Source organism: Pseudaestuariivita sp. (genome assembly GCF_052825805.1).
Genome location: NZ_JBRBVB010000013.1, coordinates 144,943 through 157,355, shown reverse-complemented (window position 1 = coordinate 157,355; position 12,413 = coordinate 144,943). Strand labels below are relative to the sequence as shown.

Sequence of the window (12,413 nt, the reverse complement as noted above, 5' to 3'; positions counted from 1 at the left end):
CATGGCGCGCGCGGCGCGGTAGCGCTTGGCCCGTGACGATGCTGCTGCGCCCTCTTATGAAGATTGTGCTGGCTCTGACGCTGGCGCTTGGCCCCTTGGGCGGGCATCTGCATGCCGCGCCGGGGCATGCTGGCAAAGCCGTCATTTGCATCGCGGGTGTGCCGCAGGACGTCTACGTCGACGCACATGGCGCGCCGCTCGAGCATGCGCCGCTCGAAGTGCCTGCCGATTGTCCGCTCTGCGTGCTAACCAAGGCAGTGCCGATCAATGCGGGCCTTCCGGTCTTTGCCTTGGACCTCAGCGATTTGCGGTACACGGTGTTTGCGCCCGCGTTGTCGATTGCGCCGCATCAAAACCGTCCGCAGGCACGGGGACCGCCGCCCGTTCTTCTCTGACATCCTGAAACACCTTTGACTGCTCAGACGGAGACTTCCGATGCTTTCCAATACCTTGCGCGCAGCTGCGCTGACCCTTCTCGCCTCGACCGCCTTTGCCGGCGAGGGGCACAACCACGGCGATCATTCCGGCCACGGCGCACATGCCGGACATGGCGAGATGGCGGTGCTTGCCACCACCGACACCGGCCTTGTGATCAAGGACGGCTTTGCCCGCGCTGCCACATCCGTGTCCAAAAGCGGGGCAGCCTTCTTGCTGGTCGAGAACACGGGCGACACAGCTGACCGCCTGATCGACGCGAGCTCGGACGCCGCGCAGCGGGTGGAGCTGCACACGCATATCGACAACGGCGACGGCGTGTTCCGCATGGTGCACGTGCCGGAGGGCTTTGAGCTTGCGCCCGGCGCGACGCTGAAACTCGCGCGTGGCGGCAAGCACGTGATGCTGATGGGGTTGAATGCGCCGATGCTCGAAGGGGGCGAGGTCGCGATCACGTTGACCTTCGAGAGGGCCGGGGATGTGGAGGTCATGGTGCCGGTCGATCTGGAGCGCGGCGCGGGGCATGGGCATGGTGGGCATGGTCACAACCACGACAGTTGAGCTTCGCGCGTCCCGGACTTGATCCGGGACCTCGTGTCCAACTTGGTAGGAGGCCCCGGGTCAAGCCCGGGGCGGGGTCACTTCGCGAAACCCTCCACCCAAGCCGGCACCGTCTCTGTGGCTGGGCCAATGTGGTGGTGGTGAAATTGGCGGCTGATCTCGGAGGCGTCGAGGTTGAACTCGTGGCACTCCGCGCCTGAGCTCCGTGCCAGATCCACTAAGCCCGCCGCCGGGTAGACGCGGCCTGACGTGCCGATGGCGGCGAAGATGTCGGCCCGGGACAGCGCCTCGGCGATCTCGTCCATGTGATAGGGGATTTCGCCGAACCAGACGATGTCCGGGCGCGTGGCCGGCGTCTGACAGTTGGGGCAGGTGTCCGCCTTGGCCATCGCGTCTGGGGCGTCCCAGCGGTGGCCGCAAGCCCCGCAAAGCGCCCCGGCCAAAGCGCCGTGCATATGGATCACGTCGCCTGAGCCTGCCGCTTCGTGCAACCCGTCGACGTTTTGCGTGACCAGCGTCAGCGCCACATTCGGCAGCTGCGCCAGCCGCGCGATGGCGTCATGCGCGGCGTTGGGCTTGGCCTGCCGCGCCTTGACCCTGCGTTCGTTGTAGAACCGGTGCACGAGGTCCGGGTCGGCGGCAAACCCTTCGGGCGTTGCCACGTCCTCGACCCGGTGATCGTCCCACAATCCTCCACCGCCGCGAAAGGTCGAGAGGCCGCTTTCGGCGGACACACCCGCACCGGTCAGAATCACGATCCGTTGCATTTTTCCTCCTCGCGCGTCAGGGATGACCCATGCGCATCCTGACCGTCTGCCTTGGCAACATCTGCCGCTCGCCCACCGCCGAAGCTGCGCTGCGCGCCGTGCTGCCCGATGCGGAGATTGATAGCGCAGGCACGGCGGGATGGCACGTGGGCAAACCGCCCTACGCGCCGATGCAGGCTGCGGCGAAGGCGCAGGGGCTCGACCTGTCGCGCCTGAGGGCGCGTCAGTTTGCGGTGCACGATTTTGCGCGGTTCGACCTAATCCTGGTGATGGATGCGGAGAACGCGGCGGATGTGGAGGCGCTGCGGCCTGCGGAGAACGCGACACGAGTGGCGATGATGACGGACGCGCTTGGTGAAACGGAAAAGGGCCGGGCTGTGCCCGACCCTTATTACACGCGTGATTTCGACGGGGCCCTGGACCTGATCCGCCGTGCGGCAGAGGCCTGGGCGGCCGAGCTTACTTCCTAAAGAACGCGTCGCGGAAGCCGATCTGGCGAGCGATGCCGAGGGCGTTGTTGAGGTTACGCTGCGAGCCGAAGGGGCCAGCGAGCACCACCTGCAGCTGACGTCCACCGCTGGTCATCCGCCCGATGCGCACCGGCAGGCCGCGCGATTGCAGAGCGCGGGCAGCCTTTTGCGCGTTGGCCGGGTTGCCGTAGCTGCCGACCTGCACGAAGCGGTGCGAGGCGGCGCCTTGCGGTGCGCGAGTGACGACCTTTTGCGGCGCGGCCTGGCGGATCACCCGTTGCGGCGCGGACTTGGTCGAGACCACCGAGCGGTTGATCGTCGTCGTCGCGGTGGTCGTGCGGGTGTCGGTCACCGTCACCGTGTGCGGATCGGCGTGCTGGACGCGCACCCGGACCTGCTTGCCCTGCGCCATGGCGAGGCGCGCGGCATCGAGCTGCGCCTGGCTGGTAAAGGGGTAGTAGAGGTTCGGGAAATGCGCGGTCATGTCCCGCTTGGATTTGCGGTCGATCAGGCGGCGGGGCAGGGTGCGGGTCCACACCAGTTCCATCGCCTGCTTGCCGCCCAGCGTCTGGTAGGCGCGTTTGGGGTTGAGGCGGTCATCCTCCCACGCGGGCTTCATGCCGGCGGGCACACGCAGCGTGTGCTGCTGTTCGGCGACGTTCTCGGCGTAGACATGTTTCGGGACCACCAGCGCCTGCGTGCCGACGTGATCGGTGGGCGCAAGGCCGTGTTTCGCGGCGCGTTTGACGTTCCACTTGGGGATGTCCTGTACCGGCTTGGTCCGGGCGTGGACGTGGCCGTGGCCATAGCTCAGCGTCGGGGCGCTGTGGGTCACAACGCGGGACGTCACGGGCGCAATGTGCGCGCCGTAGCCGATCGCGCCATGGCCGCCGGCCTGGGGTCCGCAACGGACGGCCTTGGAGCTGGACATGTACTGCGCTGAGACGGCGCTTGCGCCGGCGCACGTGCTGGCCACTTGGGCGGGCGTTCTTTTTGTCGTGACGACCTTCGGTGCGGGCGCGGTCGAGACGACCACACGCGGCGCAGGCTGGGGAGCGGGCACGATCACGCGGGGCGCCGGTGCCGGGGCGCGCACCACGCGGGGCGCGGGCGCAGGGGTGACCACGCGGCGCGGTGCTGGCACGGTGACGCTGGTGGCATCGACCGTCCGGCTGGCGCGCGGTGCGGGGGCTGCGTCGTTGGTGATCGTGATGACCGGCGCCGAACTCGCTGGCCGGGGCGCAGCCGCCGCCGCGCGCTGGGTCGGGCCGAGGCTGGGCGTCTGGCCACAGACGTGTTTGCGCGCCCGGCTGACGCGGGGCACCCAGGTCGTGTTCCCGTCGATCCCGGCGCGGATGTAGACGCAGCCCTTGCTGTCGACATATTGCTTGCCGGTGAAGGACGACGGCGGAAACTCGGCCGGCTGATCGGCGTTGCGCAGCGACTGCGCCTCGGCAGGCGCCACGGCCAGGCCGGCACTCAGAACGGTGGCGACAACGGCACAGACGAAACGGTCAAGCGACTTCTTGCGGTGGAACAACATCGGCGGCCTCCCCAGGCAAATCCCATACCCGAGGATGGCGCATTTGTGGCGCGATGGCAACGCACGCGCCTGTGGATAACCCTTTATTTTGTGCCGAACATCCGGTCACCCGCATCCCCTAGACCCGGAACGATGTATCCCAGCTCGTTGAGGTGGCTGTCGAGAGCGGCTGTCACGATGGGAACATCGGGGTGCGCCTCCTTCATCTGGGCGACGCCTTCGGGGGCTGCGAGCAGGCACATGAAGCGGATGTTGGTGGCGCCCGCCTCCTTGAGCTTGTCGATGGCGGCGGCAGACGAATTGCCCGTCGCGAGCATCGGATCGACCGCAATCACCAGCCGGTCCTCGAGCGCTTCGGGCACCTTGAAGTAGTACTCCACCGGCTCCAGCGTTTCCTCGTTGCGGTAGAGCCCGACGAAGCCCACCCGCGCCGAGGGCACGAGGTCGAGCATCCCGTCGAGAAGGCCATTGCCCGCCCGCAGGATCGACACCAGCGCCAGCTTTTTGCCATCGAGAACAGGCGCTTCCATCTCGCAGAGCGGGGTCTGGATCGTCTTGGTTGTCATCGCCAGATTGCGCGTGATCTCGTAGGCCAGAAGCTGGCTGATCTCCCGCAGACACTGGCGAAAGACTGCCGTGGACGTGCCTTTCTCGCGCATCAGCGTCAGCTTGTGCTGGATCAGCGGGTGGTCGACGATGGTGAGGTGATCAGTCATGCTGTCTCCAACTCTTTGGCGATGCGTGTGCGGGTCGGCTCGTCGCAGAAGGCGGCGGCGAGCGCGTTTTGGTTGAGCTCGCGAAAGACGTCCACGTCCCAGCGGAACGTCTTTGCAAGGTTCAGGAACTCTGCGTTCATGTCGGTGTGAAAGAAGGGCGGGTCGTCCGTCGAGACGGTCACGTTGACGCCCTTGCTGCGCAATTGGGCAATCGGGTGGTCTGCAAGGCTGCCCGAGACGCCGAGAAAGACGTTGGAGCCGGGGCAGCATTCGAGCGTGATCCCGGCCTCGGCGATGTCCTCGACCAGCTGCGCATCCGTCGAGCCGCGCACGCCGTGGCCGATGCGCTCGACGCCCAGGTCCCGGATGGCGGCGCGCACTTCCTCGGGTCCCCGCCACTCGCCCGCGTGCGAGGTGAGGCGGAGCCCGGCCTCTCGAGCCGCGTCAAAGGACCAGACAAAGTCCTTTTGCTCCCCCATGTCCTCCGCGCCCGCCATGCCGAACCCGGTGATGAAGTCGCCCGCCGTTTCGGCGGCACACATGGCGGACTTCTTGGCTTGGTCGGGTCCAAAATGCCGGATGCAGGTGACGATGCCGCGCAGCGTGATGCCGTCGTCGCGCTCGGCTTCGGTGGCGGCCTCTTCGATGGCGGCGAGGTATTCGCGCCAGGCCGAGAGGTCGCATTTCCCGCAGAAATCAGGGCTGAGGAAGGTCTCGGAATAGACCACGCCGTGGGACGCGCTTTCGGCGAGGACCGCGCGCACGAGGCGGTAGAATTCTTCGGGGCCTGTGAGGACCGAACAGGCGGCCTCGTAGACGCTCAGGAAATGCTCGAAATCGCGGTAGGCATATCCGCCGTCTTCGGTGAAGATCTCCCGTAGATCGACGTTTTTCTCCCGCGCGAGGCCGCGAATAAAGGTTGGCGGAGCGCCCCCTTCGAGGTGCAGGTGCAGCTCGACCTTGGGCATGGCGCGCAGCTGCGGCGCGATCTCTTCGATCTCGAACGGGGCATCTGGGTCGTGGGTCATGGAAGCCTTTGCGTCAGAGGAACGAAGTGCCGGGGCCAGGGTGCGCCACGCCGAGGTGGTCGGCGACAGAGGCGGCGATGTCAACAAAGGCGACGTTCCCGATGGCCTTGGCCGGGAAGGGGGCCAGCACAGGCACGCGCTCGCGCGTGTGGTCGGTGCCGGGCCAGGTCGGGTCGTTGCCGTGATCGGCGGTGAGCAGCAGCAGGTCGTCCGGTTTGAGGCGCGGCAAGAGCCGCCCCAGACACATGTCGAACCACATGAGGTGGCGCGCATAGCCCGCCGGATCCCGCCGATGCCCGTAGAGCGAATCGAATTCGACGAAGTTGGCGAAGGTCAGCGAGCCCTCGGGCATCTCGTCCACGGCGTCGACCAGATGCTTCATCAGCGCCGCATCGGTGCCGGTCACACCCTCATCGATGCCCTGCATGGAGAAAATGTCGCCGATCTTGCCGATCGCCCGCATCTTGCGTCCCGCGTCCTGCACCCAGTTCATGAGCACCGGCCCCGGCGGCGTCACCGCAAAATCCTTGCGGTTCTGCGTGCGCTTGAAACTCCCTTCGGCGCCAGTGAAAGGCCGCGCGATCACCCGACCCACGCGCATCTCGTGCAGCATCGGCGCGATGTCAGCACAGAGCTGATGCAGGCGCGCGAGCCCGAAACTCTCCTCATGCGCGGCGATCTGAAAGACGCTGTCGACGGAGGTGTAACAGATCGGCCAGCCGGTCCGCAGATGCTCCGCGCCGAGCCTTTCGATGATGTTCGTCCCCGACGCATGACAGAGGCCAAGCAGCCCGTCGGTACCCGCAGCCGTCTTCACCGCCTCCATCACCTCACGCGGAAAGGCCGGCTCCTCCTTCGGGAAATAGTGCCAGTCAAACGGCACGGGCAGGCCCGCCAGCTCCCAATGGCCGGACGGCGTGTCCTTGCCCTTGGACGTCTCCGTCGCCGCGCCCCACAGGCCGGTCGGCTCAGCGCCCAGTCCTGTTGGCGTCACACCACTCGCAAGCTTAACCGCCGCGCCCAAACCCATCGCATCGAGATTTGGCAAACGCAGCGTCTCCGCCTCCGCGATATGCGCAAGCGTGTTGGAGCCGGTGTCCGGCACATCGCCATTAAAGAAGTCCGCCGCATCCGGCGCGCCGCCGATACCCACCGAATCCATCACCACGAGGAACGCGCGCGCCATCTAACGCACCTCCGCCAGCACCAGCGGGCGCGGCTCGGGCGCCAGCGGCGTGTGCGTGATCGCCGCGCGCACGGCTGTCTCGGCTTCCGCCGCTTGTGCCTCGCGTGCGGCGTGGATGCGCATCAGCGGCTGACCCTTGGCGACCTTGGTGCCGAGCGGAACGATGTCGCTGAACCCCACCGCCGGGTTCACGCTGTCGCTTTCCACCTTGCGTCCGGCGCCCAGAGCAACCGTGGCAAGCCCCAGGGATTGCCCTGCAAAAGCCGTCACATAGCCCTCTTGCTGGGCCGTCACCTCGTGGATCACCGGCGCCTCGGGCAGGTACCGCACTGGTGCCTCGACAAAGCCCAAAGGCCCGCCCTGCGCCGCCAGCATCCGCGCAAAACGCTCCGCGGCTGCGCCCGAAGATATGGCGTCCCGGATACGCTGTGCACCCGCTTTTGCGTCCGCCTCAAGCCCAGCACTCGCGAGCAAAGCGCCGCCCAAAGCCACGCTCACCTCGAGCAAGAGCCCCGCGCGATCCCCGCGCAGCACGGCCACCGCCTCGGCCACTTCCAAAGCGTTCCCCATCGCGGGCGCAAGCGGTTGCGACATGTCGGTGATGAGCGCCGTCGTGGGGCAGCCCGCCGCCTTGGCCGTCTCGACCAGAGCCTCCGCCAGCGCGCGCGCCTCGCCTTCGGTCTTCATGAACGCGCCGCTGCCGGTCTTGACGTCGAGCACCAGCCCGTCGAGGCCCGCCGCCAGCTTCTTGGACAGGATCGATGCGGTGATGAGGTCGAGGCTCTCCACCGTGCCGGTCACATCGCGCACCGCGTAGAGGCGCTTGTCCGCCGGCGCGATGTCCGGCGAGGCGCTCACGATGGCGCAGCCTGCCTCGTCCACCACCGCTCGGAACCGCGCCTCGTCCAGGGTCACGCTCACCCCCGGCACCGCCTCGAGCTTGTCGAGCGTGCCGCCGGTATGGCCCAGCCCGCGCCCCGAGATCATCGGCACAAACGCCCCGCAGGCCGCAAGAGCCGGCGCCAGCACAAGGCTCACGCAATCACCCAAGCCGCCGGTCGAGTGCTTGTCGAGCACCGGACCGGAAAGGTCCCACCGCAGCACCTTGCCGCTCGCGGTCATCGCCTGCGTCAGCGCCACCCGGCCTGCCTCGCCAAGCCCGCGCTGGCAGACCGCCATGGCAAAGGCGCCGGCCTGGGCGTCCGACACGGACCCATCGGCCAACCCAGCAGCAAAGGCACTAAGTGCGTCGGCGGACGGCACCGCGCCCTCCCGCAGGCCCGCCAAGAGTGCGCGCGTGTCGCTCATTCCATGTGGTCCGCGGAAAAGGCCCCCGGCAGCAGCTCAGACAGTGTCATCATCAGCGTCTCACCCGAGGCGCCGACCATCGTGACCTCGACCTCCGGCTTGCCGAACTCCGCCAGCTTTTGCCGGCACCCGCCGCATGGCGGGCAGGGCAGGGGGCTGTCCGAGACGATGCAGACCGCGGCTAGCTCGGTCTCCCCGCCCGCCACCATCGCCGCGATGGCGCCCGCCTCGGCACAGGTCCCCTCGGGATAGGCGACGTTCTCGACGTTGCACCCGGCGTAGACCGCGCCCGACGGCGTGCTGAGCGCGGCGCCCACGCGGAACTTGGAATAGGGCGCATAGGCGCGGGCCTGAATCGCGACCGCCGCGTCTTTCAAAGGGTGTGTCATGGCGTCTGCTCCGACACTGCGGGGAACTCCCGACCCGCAGATTGGTTAATTTCATAACCCAGCCTAGTGGAGAAATCAGATGTCCAAAAGCACAGATGACGCCGCCCTCCTGCGCCAGCGCGCCGGCACGCCGATGAACCCGACCGATCCCGACGCACCGCTCACTGAACAGACCGCCGCCGAGCTGCGCGAGTTGGCGCTTGAAAAGGGCGAGCCGTTCGACGGCAGCCTGACCGAGCTTCAGGCGCAGGAGCGCATCAAGGCCCTCAAGGAGATGTAGCCGACAAAACGCGCGTCACGAAACGCCCCGGCAACGACACCTCGAGCAGGCGCAGATCGTCTGACACCGCAGCGTAATGCGCGGGATGGCCGGGCGGCAGCACAAAGGCGTCCCCGGCCTCGAGCGTGTGTTGCGCCTCGTCAGTCCTCAGCTGCATCCGCCCCGCCATCACGTAGGTAAAGAGGATGTCCGCGTCATGCGCGGTGGCGTTTGTCGCGTCGCCATCGGGCCTCAGAACGGTCACCTGCGCCACTTGGTTGGTGTTGACGTTGATGCCCGTGTCCTGCGTTTCGAAGCCGGACAAACGAGCGGCCTGCCACGGCGTGCTGTCAGCCTTGAAGTGCACGAACCGCTGACCATCGAATGTGCGCTCTGGCGCCACCCTATCGGTCGGTAGCTCCATCTCGTGATCGATGGTCGTGATATGCTCCGCTGGAACGCCGATCTCGATAACCTCAATGTCGTCAGAGGCATACAGCACACGGTGCCGTATCTCGGGCGGCTGGATCACGCAGTTTCCGGCATGAAGGCGAAAGGGCGTGCCTTGGTCTTCGTAGACAAGATCGACCCAGCCCTTGATGCAGAAGATCAGCTGAAACCCGACCGAGTGGTAATGGACCATATCGGGCACCGGTCCGCCGCCTGGAATGCGGATATGGCTGGCGATGATCGACCCGCCAAGGCGGTCCGGGATCAGGTCGCGGTAGTGCATCCCCGCGCGACCGACGACCCAAGGCGCATTGTCGGCAAGGCGGCGGACCACGAGGCTGTGTGCGGTTTGCGGTTGGTGGACCGGCGGATGTAGTGCCGCGATTTCGACGTGCGTGCCGCCCGGCGAAGTAAGATTGGTCTCTCCGTCCGCGAGGAGCGCCGGCTCGTCTCCGAGCAACCGCAAAACGCCCGGCGCGGCGTCGAGGCTTTGGTCCAGCCGCAGGCGCAGGCCATAGCCGGACAGAAGCGCGACGCGAGGGTCGTCGGCGGGGAAAATCTCCATCAGGCGAAAGCCAAACCGTTTGGTAAAGAACGGCAAGTCCGCGCTCAAATCGCAGGTGGGCAGCAGGACTTCGGCGCGGATGTTTTGCATGGGATCGCTCGTCGGTGGGGCAGCGTTCAGAGACCACGTTCCCAGGCTTGGCGCAAACTGTTAGAGTTAATGCAGAGGAGGACGCGGGCGCGTCGACGCTTTTGCCGAGCGTCGGTCAAAAGATAGTTTAACGTTAAACTATCTCCCGCTAAGCTGCCTCAAAAGAGCCCTAGCCGAGGACTTTCCGTGACTGAAACGCCCCCGAATGCCGCACGCCAAGCCGCGCTTGACTATCACGCCGGTCCCAAGCCCGGGAAACTCGAAATCCGCGCGACCAAGCCGCTGGCGACAGGGCGCGATCTGGCGCGGGCCTATTCACCGGGGGTGGCCGAAGCCTCGCTCGAGATCAAGGAAGACCCCGCCAACGCCGCCCGCTATACCGCGCGGGGTAATCTTGTGGCGGTGGTCTCGAACGGGTCGGCGGTGCTTGGCCTCGGCAACATCGGCGCGCTGGCCTCAAAGCCGGTGATGGAAGGCAAGGCAGTGCTCTTCAAGAAGTTCGCCGGCATCGACTGTTTCGATATCGAGCTGGACGAGAGCGACCCGCACAAGCTGGCGGATATCATCGCCGCGCTTGAGCCGACGTTCGGGGCGATCAACCTCGAGGACATCAAGGCGCCCGAAGCCTTTGTCGTCGAGGAGTTGTGCAAGCAAAAGATGTCGATCCCGGTCTTTCACGACGACCAGCACGGCACGGCCATCGTCGTGAGCGCGGCAGCGACCAACGCGCTGCGCATCGCCGGAAAACGGTTCGAAGAGATCAAAGTCGTTTCAACCGGAGGCGGAGCGGCAGGCATCGCGTGCCTCAACATGTTGGTCAAACTGGGTGTGCGGCGCGAGAACGTGCATCTGTGTGACTTGCATGGGCTCGTACACGCAGGACGCGAAGAAGACATGACCCCGCAGAAGGCGGCCTTTGCGCAGCCCGGCGGGCCTAAGGACCTTGCCGAGGTGATCGAAGGGGCTGACCTGTTCCTGGGGCTCTCCGGACCGGGTGTGCTGAAGCCCGAGATGGTGGCAAAGATGACGCCGCAGCCGATCATCCTTGCGCTTGCCAACCCCACGCCTGAGATCATGCCGGACGCGGCCCGCGCCGTCGCCCCTGACGCGATCATCGCCACGGGCCGCAGCGATTTTCCCAATCAGGTCAACAACGTGCTTTGTTTCCCCTTCATCTTTCGAGGCGCGCTCGATGTGGGCGCGACAGAAATCAACGACGAGATGAAGATCGCCTGCGTCGAAGGCATCGCGGCGCTTGCGCGGGCCACGACAAGTGCGGAGGCGGCCGCCGCATATGCCGGGGAAGAGATGACCTTCGGGCCGGAGTACCTGATCCCCAAACCCTTTGATCCGCGCCTGATGGCGACTGTGTCCTCGGCGGTTGCGGAGGCGGCGATGGCGACGGGCGTGGCCACGCGCCCCATCGACGATCTGGACGCTTACCGGGATACGCTCCACCAGTCCGTGTTCAAATCGGCCCTGCTCATGCGCCCGGTTTTCGAGGCGGCGCGCACAACCGAGAGGCGCATCGTCTTTGCCGAAGGGGAGGATGAGCGGGTGCTGCGCGCTGCGCAGGCGGTGCTCGAGGAGACGCGGGAGCAGCCGATCCTTATCGGCCGGCCTGAGGTCATCGCCTATCGCTGCGAGAAGATGGGGCTGTCGATCCATCCTGAGCGGGATCTTGAGATCGTGAACCCCGAAAACGACCCTCGCTATCGCGATTACTGGGAGACCTACCATAGCTTGCGCGCCCGGCATGGCGTTACGCCCGATTTGGCGCGGGCGATCATGCGCACCAACACGACGGCGATTGCGGCGACGATGGTGTACCGCGAGGAGGCGGACACGCTGATCTGCGGGACGTTTGGCCAGTACCGCTGGCACCTGGGCTACATCGAGCAGATCCTGTCTGGGCCGCGCGAGGGCGACGATCCCTGCGCGCCGCATGGGGCGCTGTCGATGATGATCCTCGAGGACGGGCCGCTCTTTATCGCCGACACGAACGTCTGGACGGAGCCGACGCCGGAGCAGATCGCGTTGATGTGCCAGGGTGCGGCCCGGCACGTGCGGCGGTTCGGGTTGGAGCCGAACATCGCGCTCTGTGCGCAGTCGCAGTTCGGCTCGCTGTCCTGTGATACCGGCGAGCGGTTGCGGGCCGCGATGGCGATCCTCGATCGCGCGCCGCAGGATTTTTGCTACGAGGGCGAGATGAACATCGACTCGGCCTTGGATGCAGAGCTGCGCGAGCGTCTTTTCCCGGGCAACCGGATGCGGGGGACAGCAAATGTGTTGGTCTTTGCCCATGCGGATGCGGCCTCGGGCGTGCGCAACATCCTGAAGATGAAGGGGAACGCGCTGGAGGTCGGGCCGATCCTGATGGGCATGGGCAACCGGGCGCATATCGTGACGCCGGGGGTTACGCCGCGCGGTTTGCTGAACATGGCCGCGATTGCGGGAACGCCGGTGGCGCAATACGGGTGAGCTTGCTTGGCTTCGGCAGTGCCCACCTTACGGGGGGTGTTGCGATGTCGTGCGAAGAAAAGGGGGGATGGGTGCGAGCACCCATCCTACGGGGGGCCCAACCAAATAGGCGGCCCGCTGTGATGTATGGTATGCGTAGTGAGTGATGGGTGCGAGCACCCATCC

13 protein-coding genes are annotated in these 12,413 nt (G+C 66.3%); 5 read left to right on the top strand and 8 right to left on the bottom strand.

Annotation, left to right across the window (positions count from 1 at the left end; genetic code table 11):
- The first annotated feature begins 32 nt into the window (after positions 1-32).
- On the top strand, positions 33-395 hold the full coding sequence (locus ACU0B3_RS14995) for a hypothetical protein (RefSeq protein WP_446261678.1): 363 nt from the start codon (positions 33-35) through the stop codon (positions 393-395).
- A 40-nt stretch (positions 396-435) separates the two neighbouring features.
- Positions 436-996, top strand: coding sequence for a copper chaperone PCu(A)C (locus ACU0B3_RS14990; protein WP_446261677.1), 561 nt, complete (start codon positions 436-438; stop codon positions 994-996).
- A gap of 77 nt (positions 997-1,073) precedes the next feature.
- On the opposite strand, the gene ACU0B3_RS14985 is transcribed toward ACU0B3_RS14990, so the two are convergent.
- Entirely contained in the window at positions 1,074-1,763 is a 690-nt protein-coding gene (locus ACU0B3_RS14985; RefSeq protein ID WP_446261676.1) for an NAD-dependent deacylase, read from the bottom strand.
- Positions 1,764-1,792: 29 nt separating this feature from the next.
- Between ACU0B3_RS14985 and ACU0B3_RS14980 the strand changes: the two genes are divergently transcribed.
- Entirely contained in the window at positions 1,793-2,233 is a 441-nt protein-coding gene (locus tag ACU0B3_RS14980; RefSeq protein ID WP_446261675.1) for a low molecular weight protein-tyrosine-phosphatase, read from the top strand.
- Here the strand turns inward: ACU0B3_RS14980 and ACU0B3_RS14975 are convergent.
- The 6 genes from ACU0B3_RS14975 to ACU0B3_RS14950 all read right to left on the bottom strand — a co-directional run bounded on the left by ACU0B3_RS14975 (position 2,223) and on the right by ACU0B3_RS14950 (position 8,403).
- A complete protein-coding gene (locus ACU0B3_RS14975) occupies positions 2,223-3,776 on the bottom strand; it encodes an SPOR domain-containing protein (RefSeq protein ID WP_446261674.1) in 1,554 nt (517 codons plus the stop codon). The genes ACU0B3_RS14980 and ACU0B3_RS14975 overlap by 11 nt on opposite strands.
- Before the next feature lie 83 nt (positions 3,777-3,859).
- Positions 3,860-4,492 (bottom strand): uracil phosphoribosyltransferase, encoded by a 633-nt coding sequence (upp, locus tag ACU0B3_RS14970; protein WP_446261673.1) that lies wholly within the window; start codon positions 4,490-4,492, stop codon positions 3,860-3,862.
- Positions 4,489-5,520 (bottom strand): adenosine deaminase, encoded by a 1,032-nt coding sequence (locus ACU0B3_RS14965; RefSeq protein WP_446261672.1) that lies wholly within the window; start codon positions 5,518-5,520, stop codon positions 4,489-4,491. The genes upp and ACU0B3_RS14965 overlap by 4 nt, the downstream gene beginning before the upstream one ends.
- 13 nt (positions 5,521-5,533) lie before the next feature.
- Entirely contained in the window at positions 5,534-6,706 is a 1,173-nt protein-coding gene (locus ACU0B3_RS14960; protein WP_446261671.1) for a phosphopentomutase, read from the bottom strand.
- Positions 6,707-8,014, bottom strand: a complete 1,308-nt coding sequence (locus ACU0B3_RS14955) for a thymidine phosphorylase (RefSeq protein WP_446261670.1) — start codon at positions 8,012-8,014, stop codon at positions 6,707-6,709. It abuts the gene before it with no gap.
- Positions 8,011-8,403 (bottom strand): cytidine deaminase, encoded by a 393-nt coding sequence (locus ACU0B3_RS14950; RefSeq protein WP_446261669.1) that lies wholly within the window; start codon positions 8,401-8,403, stop codon positions 8,011-8,013. The genes ACU0B3_RS14955 and ACU0B3_RS14950 overlap by 4 nt, the downstream gene beginning before the upstream one ends.
- A 79-nt stretch (positions 8,404-8,482) precedes the next feature.
- Here ACU0B3_RS14950 and ACU0B3_RS14945 point away from each other — a divergent pair, with 79 nt between their 5' ends.
- Entirely contained in the window at positions 8,483-8,683 is a 201-nt protein-coding gene (locus ACU0B3_RS14945) for a DUF3072 domain-containing protein (RefSeq protein ID WP_446261668.1), read from the top strand.
- Here ACU0B3_RS14945 and ACU0B3_RS14940 read toward each other — a convergent pair.
- The gene (locus ACU0B3_RS14940) at positions 8,670-9,767 is read right to left on the bottom strand and encodes a cupin domain-containing protein (protein WP_446261667.1); all 1,098 of its coding nucleotides are present in this window, start codon (positions 9,765-9,767) and stop codon (positions 8,670-8,672) included. The two genes, ACU0B3_RS14945 and ACU0B3_RS14940, sit on opposite strands and share 14 nt — an antisense overlap.
- 186 nt (positions 9,768-9,953) lie before the next feature.
- Here ACU0B3_RS14940 and ACU0B3_RS14935 point away from each other — a divergent pair, with 186 nt between their 5' ends.
- The gene (locus ACU0B3_RS14935; protein ID WP_446261666.1) at positions 9,954-12,248 is read left to right on the top strand and encodes an NADP-dependent malic enzyme; all 2,295 of its coding nucleotides are present in this window, start codon (positions 9,954-9,956) and stop codon (positions 12,246-12,248) included.
- The last annotated feature ends 165 nt before the right edge of the window (positions 12,249-12,413 follow it).